General features: G+C 59.3%; 24 protein-coding genes. 10 read left to right on the top strand and 14 right to left on the bottom strand.

Features of this window, described 5'->3' with window-relative positions; translation table 11 throughout:
• Nucleotides 1-22: 22 nt before the first annotated feature.
• Both tssB and tssA read right to left on the bottom strand, forming a co-directional pair.
• Entirely contained in the window at nucleotides 23-526 is a 504-nt protein-coding gene (gene tssB / locus D882_RS0128135; RefSeq protein ID WP_027926311.1) for a type VI secretion system contractile sheath small subunit, read from the bottom strand.
• A 32-nt stretch (nucleotides 527-558) separates the two neighbouring features.
• Nucleotides 559-2,115, bottom strand: a complete 1,557-nt coding sequence (gene tssA / locus D882_RS0128130; RefSeq protein ID WP_027926310.1) for a type VI secretion system protein TssA — start codon at nucleotides 2,113-2,115, stop codon at nucleotides 559-561.
• A 700-nt stretch (nucleotides 2,116-2,815) separates the two neighbouring features.
• Between tssA and D882_RS1000000132795 the strand changes: the two genes are divergently transcribed.
• Nucleotides 2,816-2,977, top strand: coding sequence for a hypothetical protein (locus D882_RS1000000132795; RefSeq protein WP_155953757.1), 162 nt, complete (start codon nucleotides 2,816-2,818; stop codon nucleotides 2,975-2,977).
• A gap of 87 nt (nucleotides 2,978-3,064) precedes the next feature.
• Here the strand turns inward: D882_RS1000000132795 and D882_RS0128120 are convergent, their stop codons facing one another.
• The 3 genes from D882_RS0128120 to D882_RS0128110 form a co-directional block, all read right to left on the bottom strand.
• Nucleotides 3,065-3,340: an HU family DNA-binding protein gene (locus D882_RS0128120; protein WP_003213368.1), complete on the bottom strand. Its 276-nt coding sequence runs from the start codon at nucleotides 3,338-3,340 to the stop codon at nucleotides 3,065-3,067.
• Between the two features lie 194 nt (nucleotides 3,341-3,534).
• Entirely contained in the window at nucleotides 3,535-4,683 is a 1,149-nt protein-coding gene (locus tag D882_RS0128115; RefSeq protein ID WP_027926309.1) for an NAD(P)/FAD-dependent oxidoreductase, read from the bottom strand.
• A gap of 18 nt (nucleotides 4,684-4,701) precedes the next feature.
• Nucleotides 4,702-4,869 carry a rubredoxin gene (locus tag D882_RS0128110; RefSeq protein ID WP_027926308.1) on the bottom strand — a complete coding sequence of 56 codons (168 nt, stop codon included), beginning with the start codon at nucleotides 4,867-4,869 and terminating at the stop codon, nucleotides 4,702-4,704.
• A 200-nt stretch (nucleotides 4,870-5,069) separates the two neighbouring features.
• Between D882_RS0128110 and D882_RS0128105 the strand changes: the two genes are divergently transcribed.
• Nucleotides 5,070-5,621, top strand: a complete 552-nt coding sequence (locus D882_RS0128105) for a chorismate lyase (protein WP_027926307.1) — start codon at nucleotides 5,070-5,072, stop codon at nucleotides 5,619-5,621.
• Nucleotides 5,621-6,511 (top strand): 4-hydroxybenzoate octaprenyltransferase, encoded by an 891-nt coding sequence (ubiA, locus tag D882_RS0128100; RefSeq protein WP_027926306.1) that lies wholly within the window; start codon nucleotides 5,621-5,623, stop codon nucleotides 6,509-6,511. The genes D882_RS0128105 and ubiA overlap by 1 nt, the downstream gene beginning before the upstream one ends.
• A gap of 160 nt (nucleotides 6,512-6,671) precedes the next feature.
• Here the strand turns inward: ubiA and D882_RS0128095 are convergent, their stop codons facing one another.
• Nucleotides 6,672-7,055, bottom strand: coding sequence for a hypothetical protein (locus D882_RS0128095; RefSeq protein ID WP_027926305.1), 384 nt, complete (start codon nucleotides 7,053-7,055; stop codon nucleotides 6,672-6,674).
• Nucleotides 7,056-7,207: 152 nt separating this feature from the next.
• Here D882_RS0128095 and phoB point away from each other — a divergent pair, with 152 nt between their 5' ends.
• From phoB to D882_RS0128075, 3 genes are all read left to right on the top strand, one after another.
• Nucleotides 7,208-7,897 carry a phosphate regulon transcriptional regulator PhoB gene (gene phoB, locus D882_RS0128090; RefSeq protein ID WP_007896474.1) on the top strand — a complete coding sequence of 230 codons (690 nt, stop codon included), beginning with the start codon at nucleotides 7,208-7,210 and terminating at the stop codon, nucleotides 7,895-7,897.
• An 81-nt stretch (nucleotides 7,898-7,978) separates the two neighbouring features.
• Nucleotides 7,979-9,265: a phosphate regulon sensor histidine kinase PhoR gene (phoR, locus tag D882_RS0128085; RefSeq protein WP_231986536.1), complete on the top strand. Its 1,287-nt coding sequence runs from the start codon at nucleotides 7,979-7,981 to the stop codon at nucleotides 9,263-9,265.
• 125 nt (nucleotides 9,266-9,390) lie between these two features.
• Nucleotides 9,391-10,731: a hemolysin family protein gene (locus D882_RS0128075; RefSeq protein ID WP_027926303.1), complete on the top strand. Its 1,341-nt coding sequence runs from the start codon at nucleotides 9,391-9,393 to the stop codon at nucleotides 10,729-10,731.
• A gap of 56 nt (nucleotides 10,732-10,787) precedes the next feature.
• Here the strand turns inward: D882_RS0128075 and D882_RS0128070 are convergent, their stop codons facing one another.
• The 7 genes from D882_RS0128070 to D882_RS0128040 all read right to left on the bottom strand — a co-directional run bounded on the left by D882_RS0128070 (nucleotide 10,788) and on the right by D882_RS0128040 (nucleotide 19,966).
• Nucleotides 10,788-11,684: a M23 family metallopeptidase gene (locus D882_RS0128070; protein WP_027926302.1), complete on the bottom strand. Its 897-nt coding sequence runs from the start codon at nucleotides 11,682-11,684 to the stop codon at nucleotides 10,788-10,790.
• 206 nt (nucleotides 11,685-11,890) lie between these two features.
• Nucleotides 11,891-12,790: a response regulator gene (locus tag D882_RS0128065; protein ID WP_027926301.1), complete on the bottom strand. Its 900-nt coding sequence runs from the start codon at nucleotides 12,788-12,790 to the stop codon at nucleotides 11,891-11,893.
• 167 nt (nucleotides 12,791-12,957) lie between these two features.
• Complete coding sequence (phoU, locus tag D882_RS0128060; RefSeq protein WP_008150055.1) at nucleotides 12,958-13,719, bottom strand: phosphate signaling complex protein PhoU; 762 nt, start codon at nucleotides 13,717-13,719, stop codon at nucleotides 12,958-12,960.
• A gap of 120 nt (nucleotides 13,720-13,839) precedes the next feature.
• Complete coding sequence (pstB, locus tag D882_RS0128055; protein WP_027926300.1) at nucleotides 13,840-14,673, bottom strand: phosphate ABC transporter ATP-binding protein PstB; 834 nt, start codon at nucleotides 14,671-14,673, stop codon at nucleotides 13,840-13,842.
• 123 nt (nucleotides 14,674-14,796) lie between these two features.
• On the bottom strand, nucleotides 14,797-16,467 hold the full coding sequence (gene pstA / locus D882_RS0128050; RefSeq protein ID WP_027926299.1) for a phosphate ABC transporter permease PstA: 1,671 nt from the start codon (nucleotides 16,465-16,467) through the stop codon (nucleotides 14,797-14,799).
• A 15-nt stretch (nucleotides 16,468-16,482) separates the two neighbouring features.
• Nucleotides 16,483-18,765: an ABC transporter permease subunit gene (locus D882_RS0128045; RefSeq protein WP_027926298.1), complete on the bottom strand. Its 2,283-nt coding sequence runs from the start codon at nucleotides 18,763-18,765 to the stop codon at nucleotides 16,483-16,485.
• Between the two features lie 199 nt (nucleotides 18,766-18,964).
• On the bottom strand, nucleotides 18,965-19,966 hold the full coding sequence (locus tag D882_RS0128040) for a phosphate ABC transporter substrate-binding protein PstS (RefSeq protein WP_027926297.1): 1,002 nt from the start codon (nucleotides 19,964-19,966) through the stop codon (nucleotides 18,965-18,967).
• Between the two features lie 269 nt (nucleotides 19,967-20,235).
• Here D882_RS0128040 and D882_RS01000000131530 point away from each other — a divergent pair, with 269 nt between their 5' ends.
• Together D882_RS01000000131530 and D882_RS01000000131525 are read left to right on the top strand one after the other, a co-directional pair.
• On the top strand, nucleotides 20,236-20,937 hold the full coding sequence (locus D882_RS01000000131530; RefSeq protein WP_256218501.1) for an ImmA/IrrE family metallo-endopeptidase: 702 nt from the start codon (nucleotides 20,236-20,238) through the stop codon (nucleotides 20,935-20,937).
• On the top strand, nucleotides 20,930-21,382 hold the full coding sequence (locus tag D882_RS01000000131525; RefSeq protein WP_256218500.1) for a type II toxin-antitoxin system VapC family toxin: 453 nt from the start codon (nucleotides 20,930-20,932) through the stop codon (nucleotides 21,380-21,382). Before D882_RS01000000131530 ends, D882_RS01000000131525 begins: the two co-directional genes overlap by 8 nt.
• A gap of 51 nt (nucleotides 21,383-21,433) precedes the next feature.
• Here D882_RS01000000131525 and D882_RS0128015 read toward each other — a convergent pair whose 3' ends face one another.
• Nucleotides 21,434-22,732 carry an MFS transporter gene (locus D882_RS0128015; protein WP_027926294.1) on the bottom strand — a complete coding sequence of 433 codons (1,299 nt, stop codon included), beginning with the start codon at nucleotides 22,730-22,732 and terminating at the stop codon, nucleotides 21,434-21,436.
• 364 nt (nucleotides 22,733-23,096) lie between these two features.
• Between D882_RS0128015 and D882_RS0128010 the strand changes: the two genes are divergently transcribed.
• Complete coding sequence (locus D882_RS0128010; protein WP_007942704.1) at nucleotides 23,097-23,501, top strand: acyl-CoA thioesterase; 405 nt, start codon at nucleotides 23,097-23,099, stop codon at nucleotides 23,499-23,501.
• Between the two features lie 57 nt (nucleotides 23,502-23,558).
• Nucleotides 23,559-24,458: a D-hexose-6-phosphate mutarotase gene (locus D882_RS0128005; RefSeq protein WP_027926293.1), complete on the top strand. Its 900-nt coding sequence runs from the start codon at nucleotides 23,559-23,561 to the stop codon at nucleotides 24,456-24,458.
• Nucleotides 24,459-24,512 lie beyond the last annotated feature (54 nt).

Genomic DNA, 24,512 nt, shown 5'->3' with positions numbered 1-24,512 from the left:
GGCTTCCTTGGCTGATGGGGGCTCAGGCGTCCTGGGCGGCGGCGTTCAAGCCCAGCTCACCCAATACGCGACCGCGGGATTCGTCGTCGGCGAGCACGCCTTCGATGGCTTTGCGGAACGCAGGTGCGTTACCCAGCGGGCCTTTGAGGGCCACCAGCGCGTCGCGCAGTTCCATCAGTTTTTTCAGCTCAGGCACTTGCTCGACCAGGCTGGCCGGGTTGAAGTCCTTCATCGAGTTGACGCGCAGTTTCACGGCCAGTTCTTCAGTGTCACTTTCTTCCTGAAGACGGTTCGGTACGCTCAGTGTCAGGCTCAGCTCTTGCTTGGCCAGCACTTCGTCGAAGGTCATCTTGTCGATGCTGATCGGCTTGCGATCTTCGACTTTGCGTTCGTCCTTGCGGTGGGTGTAGTCACCGATTGCCAGTAGTTTCAACGGCAGTTCGATCTCTTCCTGGGCACCACCGGTGGCAGGTTTGAAAGTGACGTTGATGCGTTCCTTGGGGGCTACCGAGCCTTCTTTGGCCATGGCTTTTCTCCTTGCGGTTGTGGCCCGGGGGCCTATTCGAGTACCACTTCGAGATCGAGGTGGCACAGCCTGCGATAAATCTCTTCCTTGCGTTCACGTACGGCATGGTTCTGCGGCAACAACTCGCAGCAGCTATGCAGTAAATGCAGCACTTCCAGCGCAAGATCGGGCTCCCAGGCGTTCAGGCCTGAGTCCTGTAATGTTTGGTCGAGGGTCTCTAACTGGGTCTTGGCCAGTTCGTATTTCTTGGCCATGAAGCACAGCCGCGCGAGGGCGAACTGCCAGAAGAATCGAACGCGCCCGCCCTGGGCGCTTTGCAGGCCCTGCTTGAGGATTTGCACGGCAGCCTTGAGGCCGTCCTTGCGCAAAATCGGCAGGACTTCTTCGAGGGCCAGTTCCCACGCCGGCTGCGTGTCAGCCACTTCGACCTTGCGCGGCGCACTGGCGGTTTGCAGGTGCGGCATGACGTGGGCGCTGATCCAGGCGCGGGTGGCCGGATCGGCGAATGGCGCACCGTCGTGGTAACGCAATTCGATAATGCCGGGCAGGCGCTGAATCAAAAGCGCGAAGTGGATTTCCACTTCGCGCATCGCCATTTCGGCGTTCAAGGACTGAAGGCATTCCCAGGCCATTCGCTGGCCATCGAACCAGAACGGCGCCTTCGCCAGGCTCGCCTCCAGTTCCACCAGCAGGTCGGCGTATTTCGCCTGGTCGAAACGGTCCTGATAGGCCTTGAGCTTGTCCGCTGGCAAGCCGCGCAGCACGGTGATTTGCTCGGCGTTACGCTCGGGGACGGCGTCGATGGGCAACCACAGCAACGTGCGATTGAGGCGCAAGGCGCGCAGGTCGGTGGCTTTCTGCTTCAACCACCAGGCACACAACGGCCGCGCACTCTCTTGCTGGGCGCGCAGGGCCTTGTGGGCTTCTTTTTCGTTATCGATCGGTGCGCCGGGGGTGAACAACTGCGTAGCAGCTTGTTTGACCTGGGCGACGGCGGCGCCGACCACACCGGGTTCCGGCTGGTTGTCGGCGGCGCGTTGCACCATGTTTTTCAGGCGGCGGGAGATCGGCAGCAGCAACGGCGCGTCGTCGCCCAAGTGCTCGGTGCAAGCGGCATCGAGGCCTTCAAGGTGCTCGACCAGCCGCCGGAACATCGGTAACTGCTCTTTGATCGCGATGTTTTCGGTCAGCACCTGCTCAAGACGCGGCACTAGCCAACTGATCGCGGCGGAGCGGGTTCTGGCCTTGTTCGGGTGGACTTCGGCCCAGTGATGTTCTGACAAATGGTGCAGCAAACCGAGGCCGGCCAGCAGTCCTTGAAACGATTCACGCTGGTACAACGCCCAGGTCAGCCAGGCACCAACGCGCAAATCCTTGGACTGGGTACGCAGCAGGTTTTCGCTGTTTTCGCGGATTTTCAGCCAGTCGATTTGACCGCTTTCGTGCATGGACGAGGCTTTCGCCAGCTCGCTTTCCAGGGCTTCATATTCGCTTGAAAAGCGAACGTCCTCGCCCGCGAAATTCTCTTTGGAAACAGAGACTTTTGCGAGTTCGAGATAATGCGCGGAAAGTTTGCTCGAGTAGGACATCCATGGCCTTTATTTAGGATTACAGTCATACGCCAAAAGAGTATTCCAGCGGCGCGGGACAGTATCAAAGAGCTGCGATGAGTCTCATCCAATTGAGTTCGTGCTCTTTCAAGTGCGCGCATCGTAATCACAATGATGGCCACTAGCAAGCATCTGATTAAACAACAAGACGAAGTGTTGTTTATTGACCGTAGGAGAAATCCCTATATGTGTAGGGGGATCCCCTGATGTCGTTTTAATATTCAAGCCTTCATGTGATACCCATGAAACCATTGAGGTAGAGCGGCTCGTTGACCTTGACGCAGATTATTGGCTGCCATCGCCCCGCAGAAGGTGTGCAGCATGCCAACAATCAGCAAGGATGAATGTAGGAAAGCTCTGAAATGTTTCCGAAATTTAAAAAAAACTCGATCAGACAATGGATACACAAAAAAGTGCCATCGAACCGATAGCACTTTCAATTGGAGCAGATACTCAAGTTCGGCAATACACCGGGCAATTGCATGAACTTCGCTCGCAACTGCAGCGCAATATTCCGAAATAAGGAAGTTTCGGACAATGCTTCCGGCTGCGCCCTACATCCACCCTTCTGATGCGTTGATAGCGTGCAGGTGCCTACGCCGACCAAACACGTCTCTGACAGCACAAGATTCTCCGTTCTCAGCTCAAGGATGAGCTAAAAAAGCAAAAGGATAAGCGCATGTTCGCACCCGCTAACGCCTCTCAATTCACCCTTGTGATCCCGACGGTTCGCAACGATTTCAAAGTGCTGGCCTTCGAAGGCACTGAAACCATCAGCGCCTTGTATTCAGAGCCAGAAATGGCGGCGATTCACGCCAGGAACCACAGCCGGGCCAGTTGATCCGCCACATAAAAAAATGGGCACCCAACCTCGTTGGCGTGCCCATTTTTTATCCCGCTCTCCCGCGACGCGGGCAGTCGGTGCGTATTACGGATTGACGCTGTCTTTCAACGATTTGCCTGGCTTGAACGCAACAGTGTTGCTGGCCTTGATTTTGACGGGCTCACCGGTTTGCGGGTTTTTGCCGGTGCGGGCACCGCGGTGGCGTTGCAGGAAGGTACCAAAGCCCACCAGCGTGACGCTGTCCTTGCGATGCAGAGCGCCGGTGATTTCTTCGAGAACGGCGTTAAGAACGCGGTTGGCCTGCTCTTTGGTGAGGTCTGCTTTTTCAGCAATTGCTGCGGCGAGTTCTGGTTTACGCATATTAGTGAAGCCCCTTTGACGGTTTTTTGTTGTTATGTCCGTGCTGCTCTCTGTGGAGCAGCGCCCAAAGCGCCGCAGGTGCTCTACTCTGCGGCAGACGGGAGTGAGGATGGCACGCAAGGAAGAGCCGCGCCAGTCTCGGCGCGTGCTTTGTAGGGGCAAAAGAGGGGTGATTCCGACAGAACGACCGGTATTTACGCCAGCAGTGCCGGAAGCTCTTTGTTGAGGGCCAGTTTTTCCATCACGGCGGTGCCTGTCAGGGCATAACCGAGCAGTTTTCCGCTGGCATCGCGGCATAACACCTTGATGTCGCCGCCCTGCCCTTCGACCGTCCAGACGCCCTCGCTGCCCCGTGGCGGCGGCGAGACCACCAACGGACACACCGGGGTTTTCACGGTGATCGGCATCGGGCCGTAGCTCACGGGCGTAGGGTTTCCGGCCAGGGTCTGGGCCAGCGCTCTCGCACAGCTCATCAGGGGCATGACGTACAGCAAATTCAGCCCATCGACCTCGGCGCAATCGCCTAGCGCGTAGATGTTGTCATGGGACGTTTTCAGATGACGGTCGACCACCACGCCACGGTTGACTTGCACACCGGCCGCCGCGGCCAGATCGATACGCGGACGCAGACCAATGGCCGACACCACAACGTCGCAAGGGATCACCTGGCCATCGGACAGATGCGCTTCCAGGCCATCCGCCACGCGTTGCAAGCGATTGAGCACCGGCCCGAGATGGAATCGCGCACCGAGGCTTTCCAGCCCGGCCTGGACGGCAGCCGCCGCAGCCGGGTGCAACAGGGTTGGCATCACCTGCTCGCACGGTGCAACCAGTTGCACCTCGTAACCGCCCAGACTCAGGTCATTGGCGAACTCGCAGCCAATCAGGCCGGCGCCGAGCAACAGCACCCGACGCTTGCCGGCCGCCGCTGCACGAAAGCGCGCGTAATCTTCCAGATCGTTGATCGGGAACACGCAATCCGCCGCGTCACCTTCGATGGGCACGCGCACGGTTTCCGCGCCCCAGGCCAGAATCAGGTCGCGGTACATCACCGACTCTTCACCGATCCACAAGCGTTTGTGGCCCGGATCGATGCCGCTGATGCGTGTGTGGGTGCGCACTTCAGCCTTCAACTGTTCGGCCATCGCGCCGGGTTCGGCCATGCTCAGGCCGTCGGCGTCTTTGTTTTTGCCGAAACCGGTGGAGAGCATCGGCTTGGAGTAGGAACGCCCGTCATCGGCGGTAATCAACAGCAACGGGGTGTCGCTATCGAGTTTGCGAAACTCCCGGGCCAGGTTATAGCCAGCCAGCCCGGTACCGACGATGACGACAGGTGCGTTCATTCCTTACTCCTTGGATTCTTAGTTGATTTCGATCATTTCGAAATCCATCTTGCCCACGCCGCAGTCCGGGCACAGCCAATCTTCCGGCACGTCCTGCCACGGCGTGCCCGCCGCAATACCGTCGTCCGGCCAGCCGTCGGCTTCGTTATAGATCAGGCCGCAGACCACACATTGCCACTTTTTCATTCAGTTACTTCCTCAGGATTCAGGCGTATTGCCGGCACGAACGGTCGATGGTTGCAGCGTTGCCGTCCGGCTCAGGGCGTTTTGTACTGATCGGGCCCGACAGATGCAAGCCTGTTCGGCGCAACGGCAGGCCGGTCAATCAAAATCGCCGGCTGACATGGTAAGCTCGCCGCCTCATTTGCTGCCAATAATGACTCACTGTGCCGCACTCAAACGCCCCGCTGTGGCTCCCCCAAAGCCAACTCACGCCCCTCCCCGACGCGTCTACCCTCGACTGGCTGTTCGACGAAGGCTCCCTGACCCGACGGTTGATCCGTTTGTCGAATGACCGCTTCAGCGTCACGCCACTGTTCGAAGGCTGGCAACCACTGCGCGCCGACGAATGTGCTGCACTGGACCTGGCCGAGGGCAGCGAGGGCTGGGTGCGCGAGGTGTATTTGCGCGGTCACGGCGAGGCATGGGTGTTTGCCCGCAGCGTTGCAGCTCGCAGCGCGTTGCAGGGTGACGGGTTGCACATGGACGAACTGGGCAGCCGTTCCCTGGGGGAATTGCTGTTTTGCGATCATGCGTTCCAGCGTCGCGCTATCGAGGTGTGTCACTACCCTCAAGCCTGGTTGCCAATGGAGTGCCGGACATCGGAACTGTGGGGCCGGCGCTCGCGTTTCGACCGTGGCGCCCTGAGCGTGCTGGTGGCCGAAATCTTCCTGCCGACGTTGTGGAGCGCCACTCGCGCCCATCCGGAGAACTGCTGATGTACCAGAGCCTGCTCAAGTCCTTGAACCGTTTGAACCCTAGGGCCTGGGATTTCATTCAACTGACGCGCATGGACAAACCGATCGGCATTTATCTGCTGCTGTGGCCGACGCTGTGGGCGCTGTGGATTGCCGGCAAAGGCTCGCCGTCGCTGGCCAACGTGGTGATTTTTGTCTTGGGCGTGATTCTGACCCGCGCCGGGGGTTGCGTGATCAATGACTGGGCGGATCGCAAGGTCGATGGCCACGTGAAACGCACGGAACAACGCCCCTTGGTCAGCGGCAGGATCAGTTCCAAAGAAGCCCTGGTGTTCTTCGCGCTGTTGATGGGCGTGAGTTTTCTGCTGGTGTTGTGCACCAATGCGGCGACGGTCTGGCTGTCGTTCGGCGGTTTGGCGCTGGCGTTCAGTTACCCGTTCATGAAGCGCTACACCTATTACCCGCAAGTGGTGCTGGGCGCGGCGTTTTCCTGGGGGATGCCAATGGCGTTCACCGCCGAAACCGGTGAACTGCCGGCGACGGCGTGGTTGCTGTGGATCGCCAACCTGCTCTGGACCGTGGGTTATGACACGTATTACGCGATGACTGACCGTGACGATGACCTCAAGATCGGCGTGAAATCCACGGCGATTCTGTTTGGCGATGCGGATCGGGTGATCATCCTGACGTTGCAGGGGTTGGCGCTGGGCTGCCTGTTGCTGGCAGGGTCGACATTCGAGCTCGGTGGCTGGTTCCACCTCGGTTTGCTGGCGGCGGCAGGCTGTTTCGCGTGGGAATTCTGGTACACCCGTGACAAGGACCGGATGCGTTGCTTCAAGGCGTTTTTGCACAACCACTGGGCCGGGTTGGCGATTTTTGTCGGGATCGTGCTGGATTACGCACTGCGCTGACGGACACGCTTTATGTAGCAGCTGCCGAAGGCTGCGTCCGGCTGCGCAGCCGTCGTAAAGTCTGCTCACGCGGTGTATCAGATGGACCGCACACTCAGGATTTACGACTGCTGCGCAGCCGGACGCAGGCTACGCCAGCTGCTACAGGGCTACACCATCTCTACATATGCTCGCGAACGACGTGCCAGACGTCTTTCATCTTGTCGCCCGTCATATCTCCGGGAGCCTTATCCTTCATGAAGTAATACAGCGGCTTGCCGTTGTACGCCCACTGCATCATGCCATCGTCACGTTTGATAATGGTCCATTTCCCTTCAGCCTTGTCGCCTGCCTTTGCCTCCAGCGGCGGCCAGTTTTTGGCACATTCACCGGTGCACACCGACTTGCCGCCCGTGTCCTTGTCGAACGTGTACAAGGTCATGCCCTTGTGGTCGACCATCATGTCGCCTTTCATCATGCCCGGCTCAGCCGCGAAGGCTATGCCCGGCAAGGAGAACGCAGCCGCCAACAGCAGGGCTTTAAAGGAATGTGAGATTTGCTTCATGGAAACCTTCCTTTTGTGGTTGTCAGGATTCGGACTTAGAGCTTAGTTCAGGATCATGACAATCGCCGGGCAGCTAAAATACTGTCACACGACTGCAATAATTCCGTTATCTAATGCGGCGCAAGACAGTTAAATGACAAGAGGATTAAGGCATGGTTGGCAGGAGCATTCTGATCGTCGACGACGAAGCGCCCATTCGCGAAATGATCGCCGTTGCGTTGGAGATGGCCGGCTATGACTGCCTGGAGGCCGAGAACTCGCAGCAGGCCCATGCCATCATCGTTGACCGCAAGCCGGACCTGATCCTGCTCGACTGGATGCTGCCCGGCACCTCCGGTATCGAATTGGCCCGCCGCCTCAAGCGCGATGAGCTGACCGGGGACATCCCGATCATCATGCTCACCGCCAAGGGCGAAGAGGACAACAAGATCCAGGGCCTGGAAGTCGGCGCCGACGACTACATCACCAAACCGTTTTCCCCGCGAGAGCTGGTCGCCCGCCTCAAAGCCGTGTTGCGCCGTGCCGGCCCAACCGATGGCGAAGCGCCGATTGAAGTCGGCGGCCTGCTGCTGGACCCGATCAGTCACCGCGTGACCATCGACGGTAAACCGGCCGAAATGGGCCCGACCGAATACCGCCTGCTGCAATTTTTCATGACTCATCAGGAACGCGCCTACACCCGTGGCCAGTTGCTGGATCAGGTCTGGGGCGGCAACGTGTATGTGGAGGAGCGTACCGTCGACGTGCACATCCGTCGTCTGCGCAAGGCCCTCGGCGATGCCTACGAAAATCTGGTACAAACCGTGCGTGGCACGGGTTACCGCTTTTCCACCAAAGCCTGACCCTGCCCTTACCCGCCCGACAAGCTGACAAGGACGCACGTTTCCGTGAACCAAAACTGGCATGGCACCCTGATTCGCCACATGCTGTTACTGGTCACCGGTTGCCTGGTGATCGGCCTGATTACCGGCTACTACGGCTGGAGCCTGGCCGCGGGGCTGGGCCTTTACCTGGCCTGGACCCTCAAGCAACTGCTGCGTTTGCACGAATGGCTACGCCTGCACTCAGCCGATGAAGCACCACCCGATGGCTATGGCCTGTGGGGCGAGGTGTTCGACAGCATCTATCACCTGCAACGTCGCGACCAACGGGTACGCGGGCGTCTGCAAGCGGTGATCGACCGGATCCAGGAATCAACCGCCGCGCTGAAAGACGCGGTGGTCATGCTCGACAGCGACGGCAACCTGGAATGGTGGAACCTCGCCGCCGAAACCCTGCTCGGCCTCAAGACCCCGCAAGACAGCGGTCAGCCGGTCACCAACCTGGTGCGCCACCCGCGCTTCAAGGAATATTTCGAGCAGGACAGCTACGCCGAACCGCTGGAAATCCCGTCGCCGACCAATGATCGCGTGCGCATTCAGCTGTACATCACCCGCTACGGCAACAATGAACACTTGATGCTGGTGCGCGACGTCACGCGTATCCATCAGCTGGAACAGATGCGCAAAGACTTCATCGCCAACGTCTCCCATGAGCTGCGCACGCCGCTGACGGTGATCTGTGGCTATCTGGAAACCCTGCTCGACAACGTCGATGAAGTGAACCCACGCTGGACCCGTGCCTTGCAGCAGATGCAGCAACAGGGCGGTCGCATGCAGACGTTGCTCAATGACTTGCTGTTGCTGGCCAAGCTGGAAGCCACCGATTACCCGTCGGACAACCAGCCCGTGGTCGTTGACAGCCTGTTGCAGTCGATCAAGAGCGACGCTCAGCAGCTGTCCGGGCAGAAAAACCAGCGCATCACCCTGGAAGCCGACCCGACGATCATGCTCAAGGGCAGCGAAGCGGAACTGCGCAGTGCGTTTTCCAACCTGGTGTTCAACGCAGTGAAATACACCCCGGCCGAAGGCAATATCCGCATTCGCTGGTGGGCCGATGAGCAAGGCGCGCACCTGAGCGTGCAGGATTCCGGGATCGGCATCGACAGCAAACACCTGCCGCGCCTGACCGAACGCTTCTACCGCGTCGACTCCAGCCGCAATTCCAACACCGGCGGCACCGGCCTGGGCCTGGCTATCGTCAAACACGTGTTGTTGCGCCACCGCGCGCGGATGGAAATCAGCAGCGTGCCAGGCCACGGCAGCACCTTCACCTGCCACTTTGCCCCGGCTCAGGTGGCCAAATCCCAAGTCCTGAGAACCGCTGACTGATACCGGCCAGCACGCGCCACTAGGCAATCACCGAGTCAGCCGCTACATTGGCTGACTTGTGCCTGCCCTTCAGGCACCGCATTACTCCCCTTTTTTTGAATAGACGGAACCCGCAAAACCCCATCATGGACCCTTCCCCTGGCTTGACCCTCGCAACAATATTCGCCGACTTCGGCATGATTCTCTTTGCTCTGATCCTGGTGTTGCTCAACGGATTTTTCGTTGCGGCGGAATTTGCCATGGTCAAACTGCGCTCGACGCGAGTCGAGGCCATCGCCGATAAAAACGGCTGGCGCGGACATATCCTGCGCACCGTTCACAGTCAGCTCGATGCGTACCTCTCGGCGTGCCAGTTAGGTATCACCCTCGCCTCCCTCGGCCTTGGCTGGGTCGGTGAACCGGCGTTCGCGCACATCCTCGAGCCGATGCTTGAAGCAGTTGGCGTGCAGTCGGCCGAAGTGATCAAAGGCGTCTCGTTCTTCGCCGCGTTCTTCGTCATTTCGTACCTGCACATCGTGGTCGGCGAGCTGGCCCCGAAATCCTGGGCCATCCGCAAACCGGAACTGCTGTCGCTATGGACTGCCGTGCCGCTGTACCTGTTCTACTGGGCCATGTACCCGGCGATCTACCTGCTGAACGCCAGCGCCAACACCATCCTGCGCATCGCCGGCCAGGGTGAGCCCGGCCCGCATCACGAGCACCATTACAGCCGTGAAGAACTGAAACTGATCCTGCACTCCAGCCGTGGCCAGGACCCGAGCGACCAAGGCATGCGCGTATTGGCCTCGGCTGTGGAAATGGGCGAGCTGGAAGTGGTCGACTGGGCCAATTCCCGGGAAGACTTGGTGACGCTGGAGTTCAACGCACCGCTGAAAGAGATCCTGGCGATGTTCCGTCGCCACAAGTTCAGCCGTTACCCGGTGTACGACAGCGAGCGACAGGAGTTCGTCGGCCTGCTGCACATCAAGGACCTGCTGCTGGAGCTGGCGGCGCTGGATCACATCCCCGAGTCGTTCAACCTGGCTGAGCTGACCCGGCCGCTGGAACGCGTCTCGCGGCACATGCCGTTGTCGCAGCTGCTGGAGCAATTTCGCAAGGGCGGCTCGCACTTCGCCCTGGTGGAAGAGGCCGATGGCAACGTCATTGGCTACCTGACCATGGAGGACGTGCTGGAAGTGCTGGTTGGCGACATTCAGGACGAACATCGCAAGGCCGAGCGCGGGATCCTCGCGTACCAGCCTGGAAAACTGCTGGTGCGCGGTGATACACCGCTGTTCAAGGTCGAACGCCTGTTGGGCATCGACCTGGATCACGTCGAAGCCGAAACCCTCGCCGGGCTGGTCTACGAAAGCCTCAAGCGGGTGCCGGAAGAGGAAGAAGTGCTGGAAGTCGAAGGTTTGCGGATCATCATCAAGAAGATGAAAGGGCCGAAGATCATTCTGGCCAAGGTGTTAATGCTCGACTAAACCACAAAACCTGCGGGAGCGACCCTGCTCGCGAAGGCGTCAGTACAGGCAACACATCACTGCTTGCCCAACACAAAGTTGGGCAACACCCCCATCGGTTGTTTGAACTGGTACGGAATCGACACCAGCCCCAGTCCCGTATTGCGCTGCACCACAAAATGCAGGTGCGGCCCGGTGCTGTTGCCGGTGTTGCCCGACAGCGCCAACGCACTGCCCACCGACACCCGCTGCCCCTCACGAACACAGACCGAACCTTGCTTGAGGTGCAGGTACACGCCCATGGTCCCGTCATCGTGCAGCACCCGCACGAAATTGCCCGACGGATTGGTGCCACGCCCCGTTTGCCCGCTCTCGGTTTTCACCACCACCCCGCCACGCGCAGCGATGATCGGCGTGCCTTCAGGCATGGCGATGTCGATCGCGTAGCGACTCTTCGGCCCGAAGTGGCTGTAGGCGCCTTCGGCACCCTGGCTCACATGAAACGGACCGCCTCGCCAGGGGAACGGGTATCGATAGGCCATGGCAGACCCTGAGGGGTTGCCCAAGGCGTATTTGAACTTCGGGGTGTACACGAGCGGCCTTCCGGCCTGAGTCGCGGTGAGCACTGCGACACGGACGCTGCTGCGCGCCGGCAATACCTTGCGAATCGGTTTACCCGGCGCGCCGCTGACGTTTTTCAACCCGGCGAAACTCAAGCCGATCTCCACTGGCGCGTACAGGTTATTGCGCACGTACACGCTGTGCTCGCCGTCCTTCTTCAGGAAAACCAGGTACACCTGACGCTCAAGGTGCTCATCCATGCGATCTCGAAAAACGAACACCTCGGAGCCTTTCGTGGGGCGGTCACTGTAGGAGACCACGCCATTGGCGTCGGTGGACTTGTAGACCGTCACGGCCATCGCCGAAGTGGCGGCCATGAACAGACCACAGAAAAACAGCAGGCGCGCGAGCATGGGCAGGGTTCTGTCGAGTAAGGCCTTGGGGTGAGCCTAGCAGCTGCAATGGACCCAAGGAGTCGGCAGATGTTTCAAATGATCGTTCCCACGCTCCAGCTATGTGGTGATTTTGAGGGCCCCATCGCGAGCAAGCTCGCTCCCACAGGGGAATGCATTCCGGTGTGGGAGCCTGCTGGCGAAAGCGGACTGTCAGGCGACGAAGATTACGCGCCAGGAATGAAGTGCTTCTGTGCCGTACCACGAGCAATCAGGCGGGAGATGTAGTCGAGTTTTTGCGCGTCCTGGTCGACGAAGCGGAAGGTCAGTTGCAACCAGTCGCTGTCCGGTTTCGGCTCATGGGCGACGACAGCGTGCAGGTAACCGTTCAGGCGCGCGATTTCAGCGTTCTCGCCCTGCTCCAGGTCGAGCACCGCGCTGTCGAGGATTTGTGGCAGCGTGTCGGTGCGCTTAACCACCAGCAGCGCTTCCTTGATGCTCAAGGCCTTGATCACGCATTGCTGGATGCCGCTCGGCAAGCGCAGCTGGCCTTGACCACGACCACTGGCAGGCGCGACGGCAGCCGGGGCCTTGACCGGTGGGCTGTTGAGCAAACCACGAGACGGGGCGGCAGCTGGCGTCGGTGCGACCACGGCCGGTTTGCCGCCGGTCAAGGCGCTGAGGGTATCGTTGCCGAAGGCCGAGTTCATTTTCGCCGGCGCGCCGCTCATCAGGGCGTCCAGTTTGCCGACCTTGTTCAACGCCTGCTTGACCTTGGTCAGCAGTTGTTCGTTGGTGAAGGGCTTGCTGACGTAGCCGGAAACGCCGGCCTGAATCGCCTGGACCACGTTCTCCTTGTCGCCACGGCTGGTGACCATCACGAAGGGCATGGTCTTGAGGTGGTCCTGCTGGCGACACCAGGTCAGCAGTTCCAGGCCTGACATTTCCGGCATTTCCCAATCGCACAGGACCAGGTCAAACGTCTCCTTGGCCAGCATGGCCTGAGCCTTTCTGCCGTTGATCGCGTCTTCCGTGCGAATGCCCGGGAAGTAGTTGCGCAGGGCTTTCTTTACCAGGTCACGAATGAACGCTGCATCGTCCACCACCAACACGCTGATCTTGCTCATCCATCACCCCTCGAAAAAATCCCGGCAAGCATACCGTTTTGCTGATGGCACATTGCCAAAAACCTTCAGTCACGCCGGGACTTTTCGTTCGCGGGTGCTGCTAGTAACGTCGAAAACCACACACAAAAACGCCCGGCCAAAGGACCGGGCGTTTTTCTTGGGCAGTCTTACTTATCGTCAGCTTTGCCCGGAACATTAGCGGTTTCACCGCTTGTTCCTTCAACTTCTTCTTTCATGCGCTTGAGGCCCAGGTGACGCACGTCGGTGCCGCGCACCAGGTAAATCACCAGTTCCGAGATATTGCGCGCGTGGTCGCCGATCCGTTCCAGCGAACGCAACACCCAGATAATGCTCAAGACCCGCGAGATAGAGCGTGGGTCTTCCATCATGTAGGTCGCCAGCTCACGCAGGGCGGTCTTGTATTCGCGGTCGATGATCTTGTCGTACTGCGCCACCGACAGCGCCAGGTCGGCGTCGAAACGGGCAAACGCGTCCAGCGCATCGCGCACCATGTTGCGCACCTGATCGCCAATGTGGCGAACCTCGACGTAACCGCGCGGCGCTTCGCCTTCTTCGCACAACTGAATGGCGCGGCGGGCAATCTTGGTCGCTTCGTCACCGATGCGTTCCAGGTCGATGACCGACTTGGAGATGCTGATGATCAGGCGCAAGTCAGACGCTGCCGGCTGACGACGGGCCAGAATGCGCAGGCATTCTTCGTCGATGTTGCGTTCCATCTGGTTGATCTGGTCGTCGATCTCGCGAACCTGCTGGGCCAGACCGGAGTCGGCTTCGATCAGCGCGGTCACCGCGTCGTTGACCTGCTTTTCCACCAACCCGCCCATGGCCAGGAGGTGGCTGCGCACTTCCTCCAGTTCGGCGTTGAACTGCGCGGAAATGTGGTGGGTAAGGCCTTCTTTACTAATCATCTGTTTCGCTCCGCGAAAGTTGCAAGCTTCAAGCTGCAAGCTTCAAGCAGTTATGTATAAGTCCTGATATCGCACCGCTTCTTTCTTGCCGCTTGAAGCTTGCGGCTTGCAGCTGTACGGCTAGCCGTACCGCCCCGTGATGTAGTCTTCGGTCTGTTTCTTCGCCGGATTGGTGAACAGGGTGTCGGTGTCGCCGAATTCCACCAGTTTGCCCATGTACATGAACGCCGTGTAGTCGGAAACCCGCGCGGCCTGTTGCATGTTGTGGGTCACGATGACGATGGTGAATTTCGATTTCAGTTCGTAGATCAGCTCTTCGACTTTCAGCGTGGAGATCGGGTCGAGTGCCGAGCACGGTTCGTCGAGCAGCAGCACTTCCGGTTCCACGGCGATGGTGCGCGCGATGACCAGACGTTGTTGCTGGCCACCGGACAGACCCAGTGCCGATTCATGCAGACGGTCCTTGACCTCGTCCCACAGCGCCGCGCCTTTCAACGCCCATTCAACGGCTTCGTCGAGGATGCGCTTCTTGTTGATGCCCTGGATGCGCAGGCCATACACAACGTTTTCGTAGATGGTTTTCGGGAACGGGTTCGGCTTCTGGAACACCATGCCCACGCGACGACGCAGTTCGGCCACGTCTTCGCCCTTGCGGTAGATGTTGTTGCCGTAGAGGTTGATCGCGCCTTCGACACGGCAGCCATCCACCAGGTCGTTCATGCGGTTGAAGGTCCGCAGCAGCGTGGATTTACCGCAGCCGGACGGGCCGATGAACGCGGTCACACGCTGTTTCGGGATGTTCATGCTGACGTCGTACAGCGCTTGTTTCTCGCCGTAGAACAGGCTCAGGCCCGGCACTTCAATGGCCACGGTTTCCTGCTCGAGACTCAGGCTCTGTTTGTCGCGACCCAACGCCGACATGTTGATGCCGTGGGTATGTGTTTCGTGCTGCATGGGAGGCTCCCTGTGCTAACAAATTCGGTTCGTTGAACCGCTGGCTTGGTATTCGGGCCAGCGGCTTACTCAAAATCTCTGTCTGACACCAGCTCCCACAAGGGACAGCGGCGACCAATTAACTTAGCTATCCAGCGCTTTGTATTTCTCGCGCAGGTGGTTCCGGATGTAGACGGCCGACAGGTTCAGCGTGGCGATCACCAGTACCAGCAGCAGTGCCGTGGCGTATACCAGCGGCCGCGCGGCTTCGACGTTCGGGCTCTGGAAGCCGACGTCATAAATATGGAAGCCCAGGTGCATGATCTTCTGGTCAAGGTGAAGGTACGGGTAGTTGCCATCCAGCGGCAGCGACGGCGCCAGTTTCACCACACCCACCAGCATCAGCGGCGCCACTTCACCGGCGGCACGCGCCACGGCGAGGATCATGCCGGTCATCATCGCGGGGCTGGCCATCGGCAGCACGATCTTCCACAAGGTTTCTGCCTTGGTCGCGCCGAGGGCCAACGAGCCTTCACGCACGGTGCGAGGAATCCGCGCCAGGCCTTCTTCGGTGGCCACGATCACCACCGGTACGGCCAGCAGTGCCAGGGTCAGCGAGGCCCAGAGCAGACCCGGTGTACCGAAGGTCGGTGCCGGCAAGGCTTCAGGGAAGAACAACCGGTCAACCGAGCCGCCCAGTACATAAACGAAGAACCCCAGACCGAACACGCCGTAAACAATGGCCGGTACGCCCGCCAGGTTGTTCACCGCGATGCGGATAATCCGGGTCAACGTGTTCTGCTTGGCGTATTCACGCAGGTAAACCGCTGCCAGCACGCCGAATGGCGTCACGATCATCGCCATGATCAACGTCATCATCACGGTGCCGAAAATCGCCGGGAAAATCCCGCCCTCGGTATTCGCTTCACGCGGGTCGTCGGACAGGAATTCCCAGACCTTGCTGAAGTAGAAACCGACCTTGGTCATCGTGCCCATGGCGTTCGGCTGGTAAGCGTGAACCACCTTGCCGATGCTGATTTCGACTTCCTTGCCGTTCGCATCGCGGGCCGTGAGGCTGTCGCGGTTGAACTGGGCGTGCAGGTCATTCAGACGGGCTTCGATGTCTTGATAACGTGCATTCAGCTCGGCGCGCTCGGCATCCATGTCCGCTTGCGCGGCGGCGTCGAGTTTGCCGGCCAGTTCCAGTTTGCGACCGTGCAGACGAATGCGTTCCAGACCCGAGTTGATGGCGCCGATGTCGACCTTTTCCAGGGTCTTGAGCTGTGCCGCGAGCTTGTTCACGCGATCAACACGCGCCTGCAGTTCCGGCCAGGCCGCTTCGCCTTCAGCGATGACTTTGCCGTCCTGTTTGACGTTGACCAGGTAGCCGTAGAAGTTGCCCCACTCGCGACGCTCGATGGTCATCAGCTCAGGCGGGTTTTTCTGGTTGGTCAGCCACTCGCCGACGATCCAGGTGAAGTCGTTGCCGTTCAAGTCACGGTTACCGACTTTGATCAGCTCGCGGGTCATGAACTCCGGGCCTTGATCGGGTACCGGCAGGCCAGCGCTTTTCAGGCGCTCACGCGGCACTTCTTCCTTCTGTACCACTTCGCCGATGACCAGGTGATTGGCCTGGCCCGGCACGTCGTAGCTGGCGTGAATCAAATCCGCCGGCCAGAAGTGACCCAGGCCGCGCACGGCAATCACGGCCAGCAGGCCAATGGTCATGATGACCGCGATGGACACCGCGCCACCGCTGATCCAGACGCCCGGGGCGCCGCTCTTGAACCATCCATTCAGGGAGTTCTGTTTCACAGACTTCTACCTTTCTTAAAGCGACGAGTATTTCTTGCGCAGACGCTGACGAATCAGTTCTGCGAGGGTGTTCATGATGAAGGTGAACAACAGCAGCACCAGCGCCGAGAGGAACAGCACGCGGTAGTGGCTGCCGCCGACTTCCGATTCGGGCATTTCCACCGCAACGTTGGCCGCCAGGGTGCGCAGGCCTTCGAACAGGTTCATTTCCATGACCGGGGTGTTACCGGTGGCCATCAACACGATCATGGTTTCACCGACCGCACGGCCCATGCCGATCATCAGTGCCGAGAAGATGCCCGGGCTGGCGGTGAGGATCACCACGCGGGTCATGGTCTGCCACGGCGTGGCGCCGAGGGCCAGGGAGCCGAGGGTCAAGCCACGAGGTACGCTGAACACGGCGTCTTCGGCGATGGAGTAGATGTTCGGGATGACCGCGAAGCCCATGGCCAGGCCGACGACCAGTGCGTTGCGCTGATCGTAGGTGATGCCCAGGTCGTGGGAGATCCACATGCGCATGTCGCCGCCGAAGAACCAGGTTTCCATGTACGGGCTCATGTACAGCGAGAGCCAGCCTACAAACAGGATCACCGGGATCAGGATCGCGCTTTCCCAGCCGTCCGGCACTTTCAGGCGGATCGACTCAGGCAGGCGACTGAAGGTGAAACCGGCGACCAGGATGCCGATCGGCAGGAGCATCAGCAGGCTGAAGATGCCCGGCAAATGCCCTTCTACATACGGAGCGAGGAACAGGCCGGCGAAGAAACCGAGGATCACCGTCGGCATCGCTTCCATCAGTTCGATCACCGGCTTGACCTTGCGGCGCAGGCTCGGGGCCATGAAGTACGCGGTGTAGATCGCCGCAGCGACGGCCAGTGGTGCCGCCAGCAGCATGGCGTAGAACGCGGCCTTCAAGGTACCGAAGGTCAGCGGAGACAAGCTCATCTTCGGTTCGAAGTCAGTGTTGGCGGCGGTCGATTGCCAGACGTATTTAGGCTCGTCGTAGTTCTCGTACCAGACCTTGCTCCACAACGCGCTCCAGGACACTTCCGGGTGCGGGTTGTCCAGCAGCAGCGGCTGAATCTTGCCGCCCGCTTCGACAATGATGCGGTTGGCGCGTGGCGACAGACCGAACAGGCCCTGGCCTTCCACGACCTGATCCACCAGCAAGGTGCGGTGAGCAGTGCTGTGGAACACGCCGAGTTTGCCGGAGGCGTCGAGGGCGACGAAGCCTTTGCGACGTTCTTCAGCGCTGATTTCAACAATTGGCGTGGTGCCCATCTGGAACGTACGAATCTGCTTCAGGCGCAGCTCGCCGTCGGGGTCGCGCGCCATGAACCACTGGGCCAGACCACCTTTGGAGTCGCCGAGGATCAGCGAGATACCGCCCACCAGTTGGGTACTGGCAGTGATTTGCGCTTCGCCGTCTTCAAGCAGTTTGTAGCGACCGTTGAGGCTCTTGTCGCGCAGACTGAACACGTCGGCCTGAGCACGCCCGTTGATCACGTACAGCCACTGCTGACGCGGGTCGACGAAGATGTTCTTCACCGCCTCGGTCATCTGCGGCAGGTCGATACGCTTCTGCTCGTTGGTGACTTCACCGGTCATCATGTTTTCTTCGCTGGTCAGCGACAAAACATTGAGTTGCGAACCGGTTGCGCCGACCAGCATCAGCGTCGAATCGTTGGCGTTGAGGCTGATGTGCTCCAGCGCGCCGCCCGCTTCGTTCAGGGCAATCGGCGTCTGGCCATACGGGTATTCGATGGCCGGCGAGATGGTTTTCTTGCCGTCCGGGTAGCTGACTTTATAGGTGTGACGGAACACCAGTGCCTGACCGTTGGACAGACCCACAGCCACCAATGGATGGCCCGGTTGGTCTTCACCGATGGAGGTCACGCTGACACCGGCGGGCAACGGCAGATCGAATCGCTTGAGTTCAGCGCCACTGTCGATATCAAAGAACAGCGCCTGGCCCTTGTCGGAAACCCGCATGGCGACCTGGTTCTGTTCTTCGAGGGAGATCATCAACGGCTTGCCGGCGTCTTGCATCCAGGCGGGCGTGATGGCGTCCTTGGCGGTCAGGTTGGCACCCTGGAACAGGGGCGCGACGACGTAGGCAAGGAAGAAGAAAATCAGCGTGATCGCGCCGAGGACAGCGAGGCCGCCAACAAGGACGTACCAACGGGTCAGGCGATCTTTGAGCGCGCGAATGCGGCGCTTGCGTTGCAGCTCAGGCGTATTGAAATCAATTCGCTTGGGGGGATTCGTAGTCATGGTGGAATTGGCCAGATCATTCATGCGCACACCCTAGCGATCCTGTATGACAGAAAGATGACAATGCAGTGACGCAACAAGTCCGCCGCCAGCGGGAACTGGCAGAGGACCGGAAATTTGGGGGTGTGGGAGCAAGAGCCCTGGCTTGCCGGGAGACCGGGTTACGGCCATCGCGGGCAAGCCACGCTCCCACAGGATCCGAGGTTAACCTCGAATCAATTTGTTACTTTTTTGCGACTTCAGCGCCGCCTTCCGACAGACCCAGGTCAGCCAGTGCTTTGGCTGCGACTTTGGCTGGCAGTGGGATGTAACCGTCTTTCACTACAACTTCCTGGCCCTGTTTGGACAGAACCAGTTTCACGAACTCGGCTTCCAGCGGGGCCAGAGGCTTGTTCGGGGCTTTGTTGACGTAAACGTAGAGGAAACGCGACAGCGGGTATTTGCCGTTCAGTGCGTTTTCTTCGCTGTCTTCGATGAACTCAGTGCTGCCCTTCTTGGCCAGAGCCACTGTCTTCACGGAAGCCGTTTTGTAGCCGATGCCCGAGTAACCGATGCCGTTCAGCGAGGAGCTGATCGACTGCACGACCGAAGCCGAGCCAGGTTGTTCGTTCACGTTTGGCTTGTAGTCGCCTTTGCACAGGGCTTCTTCTTTGAAGTAGCCGTAGGTGCCGGATACCGAGTTACGACCGAACAGTTGAACCGGCTTGTTGGCCAGGTCGCCGGTCACGCCCAGGTCGCCCCAGGTTTTGACGTCGGTTTTAGCGCCGCACAGACGAGTGGACGAGAAGATCGCGTCGACTTGTTCCATGGTCAGGTGCTGGATCGGGTTGTCTTTGTGAACGAAGACAGCCAGGGCGTCCACGGCAACCGGGATAGCGGTTGGCTTGTAGCCGTACTTCTGTTCGAAGGCAGCCAGTTCGGTGTCCTTCATCTTGCGGCTCATCGGGCCCAGGTTAGAGGTACCTTCAGTCAGCGCAGGTGGCGCGGTGGCGGAGCCCGCGGCCTGAATCTGGATGTTGACGTTCGGGTATTCTTTTTTGTAGTTCTCAGCCCAGAGGGTCATGAGGTTGGCCAGGGTATCGGAGCCGACGCTGGACAGGTTGCCCGACACACCAGTGGTCTTGGTGTAGCTCGGGATAGCAGGGTCAACAGCGGCAACCGCGTTGGCAGTCGCAACGCCAGCAGCGACAAAAGTCATTGCCGCCATCAAACGCTTCAGTTTCATGCCTTACTCCTAGCAGATAGGGTGTGTTAAGTCGGGGCCAAGTATCAGCAGGCCGTGTGAACACTCTATGGCTGAAATATGACAATTGGATGAAAGGCCAGCATTCGAGTGCCGGATACATCCAGCCTTGCAGCGCAGGTTGACAAATCATAACTAGAAGACAGCCTTGTCAACCACGAGAACAGATTCGTGAGCATCTCGAGCGCTACATCGCTCTGGAGGATTGCTTCGACCCGGCAGACATCCATACTCCGGCCACCCCAGCGCAAATGCTACCGGTTTCCTCTATAGAGGAAGCAGAACGCGCGGCCGAACAACTGCGTGAGTTCTGGAAGATCGGCAGTGATCCCATCTCCAATCTTACCGAGCAATTGGAAGAGCACAGCATCAAGGTAGCCATGCTCATGGGGCCAGATGACTTTGATGGGGCCTGCGCCGCTACCGGTGACGGTCGTCATGTCCTGATCGCGCTCAACGCCGAGCGTCCTGACGAACGCATACGCTTCACCGCTGCCCATGAGCTGGGTCATTGGGTCATGCAGTTACCCGAAGAAATGCCCGAAAGAGAAAAGGAAAACTGCTGCCATCGTTTTGCGGGGGCCTTCCTCTATCCAGCCAAAGGTGTCACCAGTGACTTTGGTAACCACCCTCGCACCAGGGTTCATCCCCGGGAACTGCTCATCGCCAAGCGCCAATATGGAATTTCGATGCACGCAGCACTGCGGCGTCTCAAGGATTTAAATCTTCTCAGCGACGGCGGTTACAAATCCCTCACCATTCAATTCAGCTCGAACGGCTGGCGCAAGGCCGAGCCAGAGCCATTGCCGTGCAAACCTCCACAACGTTTTGAGTCGTTGGTGTTTTGGGGATTGGCCGAAGGATTGATCACCAAATCCCGTGCAGCTGAACTTCTACGCAAACCAGTGAGCGCTTTAGATCCCAACTTCCTGGGCTCACTGGAGAGTGCATGACTCCGATCTACATCAGCGATACGAATATCTGGATCGATTTCAGGAATGCAGGGCTGCTGGAACAGATGTTCAGACTGCCTTCACTCTTTGCTGCACAGATTTCGTACTGCACGAGCTCGAAGATTTTCCGCACGACGAATTGCTAGCCCACGGGTTAATTGTCGAATCATTCGAGGGTCCGGAAGTGGCACGGTTGTTCAGTCTGAAAATCGAACATAACAACAGTTCTCTGGCAGACGTTTCCTGCTATCTACTGGCTCAGCAAACAGGTCGACCGTTATTGACGGGGGACGGCAAACTTAGAAAGCAGGCACAAAAGGATGGGCTACAGGTACACGGTGCACTTTGGCTGCTGGACCTGATGGTTGACTGCCAGGTTGTTGGATTGCAGCAGGCTGCGGATGCTTTGGAGGACATGCTTATGCGCGGAGCACGTTTACCGTGAGGCGAGTGTGAGGCAAGGCTTTCGCGCTGGCGAAAGCCTTGATGGCGACGGTTAGCGCCCCTTCTTCCAGAGATACCCACCCACCACAATCCCGACCCCGCAAATGATCGCCACATAATAGGCAGGCCCCATCGGGCTCTCCTTCAGCAGCAACGTCACCACCATCGGCGTCAAACCACCGAAAATCGCGTAGGCCAGGTTGTACGAGAACGACAACCCGCTGAACCGCACCACCGCCGGGAAGGCCTTCACCATCACGTACGGCACCGCGCCGATGGTGCCCACCAGCAAACCGGTCAAGGCATACATCGGAAACAGCCAGTCCGGGTGATTGAACAGGCTGTGATAGAACGTCCACGAGCTGATCAGCAACGCGGCGCTGCCAAACACGAACACCCGTCCGGCACCAAAGCGATCCGCCAGCGCACCGGACGCCACACAGCCCAGGCTGAGGAACACAATCGCCAGGCTGTTGGCCTGCAACGCCGTGGTCGGCGAGAAGTGGTAAACGGTCTGCAACACGGTCGGGGTCATCAGGATGACCACGATGATGCCGGCGGACAGCAGCCAGGTCAGCAGCATGGAAATCAGGATCGCCCCGCGATGGTCACGCAGTACGGCGCGTAGCGGCACTTCTTCAGCCAGGGCCTTGCGCAGTTGCAGTTCGGCGAACACCGGGGTTTCGTGCAGCCAGCGGCGCAGGTACACCGAGAACAGGCCGAACACACCACCGAGCAGGAACGGGATCCGCCAGGCGTAATCCGAGACTTCCACGGGGGTGTAGATGCTGTTGATCGCCGTGGCGACCAGCGAGCCCAGCAGAATGCCTGCCGTCAGACCGCTGGTCAGGGTGCCGCAGGCGTAGCCGATATGCCGTTGCGGCACGTGTTCGGAAACGAAGACCCACGCGCCGGGCACTTCACCGCCAATCGCTGCGCCTTGAATCACCCGCATCAGCAGCAAGAGGATCGGTGCCCACATGCCAATCTGCGCATAAGTCGGCAGCAAACCCATGATCAGGGTCGGTACCGCCATCATGAAGATGCTCAGGGTGAACATCTTCTTGCGTCCCAGCAGGTCGCCGAAGTGCGCCATGACGATGCCGCCCAACGGGCGCGCCAGGTAGCCGGCAGCGAAAATGCCGAAGGTCTGCATCAGCCGCAGCCACTCGGGCATGTCCGCCGGGAAGAACAGTTTGCCCACCACCGTGGCGAAGAACACGAAGATGATGAAGTCGTAGAACTCCAACGCACCGCCCAGGGCAGACAGCGATAGAGTCTTGTAGTCGTTGCGGGTCAAGGGACGTGCGGGTTGAGTCGGCTGCGCGATGCTCGAGGGCGCTGTGGTCATGGCAAGGGCTTCTCTTATAGTCGAATCTGCAACCTCAACAACGCTGGCGGAGGCTTGGGCAGGTCCGGCACCATAACAAATTGTTCGAAAAAGCACATAGAGGTGCGTTTTTGACGGTCAAAATGAGAACCCGGCGGTCGTCTCGGAGTCTACCGACCGATATACTCGGGATCTTGCAACAGTTTGAAAGGGTTGCTGTGCGAAGACGCTGCTGGCTCTACCAGTCGATTTCGCAGAGTTTCCCTTTAGGCGCCTTACGAAAAACGTGACGAACGTAGTATGTTCGGGGCTGAATCGTTTTTCTTGAAAGCGGCTATTCACCTGAAGTACCAACGAAGAGTCACGGGTCAGAGGCACCCCCGGCATGATAGAGCTCGAACAAGAAGATCCAATCCCGCAAGGCGATCTGGCCCTGCAAATCACCGCGCTTCCTCGCGAAACCAACGGCTTCGGCGATATTTTCGGCGGCTGGCTGGTGGCGCAGATGGATTTGGCCGGCACCGCCATGGCCAGCAAGGTTGCTGGCGGGCGTGTTGCCACCGTTGCGATTGATCGCATGGCGTTCCTGGTTCCAGTGGCGGTGGGCGCCCAGCTCTCCTTTTATACCCAGGCCCTGGAAATCGGCCGCAGCTCGATCAAGATGATGGTCGAGGTCTGGAGCGACGATCCGCTGTCCAGCGAGTGGCGTAAAGTGACTGAAGCGGTGTTTGTGTTCGTCGCCATCGACGGCAGCGGCCGTACTCGCTCGGTTCCGCCCCGCGCGCGTTAAACGCTGAGGCGGTTTTGCGGTCCATTGCAGTCATTGTTCCCGATCGAGAGTTGTCCCATGAACACGCCCAACGTTGAAGCCGTGAAACTGGATGAACTGAACTGCTGGCGCATCCGCCACGGTCAGGCTGAATTGCTGGTCGCCCAGCAAGGCGCGCACATCCTCAGTTATCAACTGGCCGGCCAACCGCCGCTGATCTGGCTCAACGATGAGGCCGTGTTCAAGACCGGCAAGAGCATCCGCGCCGGCGTGCCGGTGTGCTGGCCGTGGTTCGGCAACCTTGCACGCAACCCGCAGAGCGTTCAGGCGATGCGCGTCAGCCATGAAGCGCCGAGCGCCCACGGTTTTGTCCGGGCAATGGATTGGGAGTTGGGCGGCATTGAGGCCGAAGGCGAAAGCCTCAAGGTGGAATTTGTCCTGCCCTACCCTGAAGGTGGCTTTGCGCAGTGGCCGCATCAGGTGGATTTGAAGCTGAGCATTCGTCTGGATGAGCAACTACACATCAGCCTGACCAGCCATAACCAGGGCACGGATACCGTCACCCTCAGCCAGGCGCTGCACAGTTATTTCGCGGTCAGCGATGTACGCAACGTGCAGGTTGAAGGGCTGGATGGCTTGAGCTACATCGAGACGCTGGATGACTGGAAAACCGTCACTCAGTCTGGTGACCTGCAGTTTACCGGCGAGACTGATCGCATTTACCTCGATCCCCCGACGACGCTGAGCATTGTCGATCCGGCGTGGGAGCGACGCATCGAGCTGACCAGCAGCGGGTCGCGCGCAGCGGTGATCTGGAACCCGTGGATCGAGCGTGCGGCAGCGTTCAGCGACATGGCCGACGATGGCTGGCAGCGGATGCTGTGCATCGAGACGGCGAATGTGATGGGTGATGTGGTGACACTGGCACCGGGTGCCAGCCATACCTTGGGCGTAAGCATCGCCAGCAAATCCCTCTAACACTGCAAAACAATGTGGGAGCGAGCTTGCTCGCGATGAAGCCATAACATCCAA

The sequence above is a fragment of the Pseudomonas sp. URMO17WK12:I12 genome (genome assembly GCF_000514395.1).
GTDB classification, from domain to species: domain Bacteria; phylum Pseudomonadota; class Gammaproteobacteria; order Pseudomonadales; family Pseudomonadaceae; genus Aquipseudomonas; species Aquipseudomonas mucoides.
Note: the sequence above shows the minus strand (reverse complement) of the source record. Positions and strands in the feature narration are given on the sequence as shown.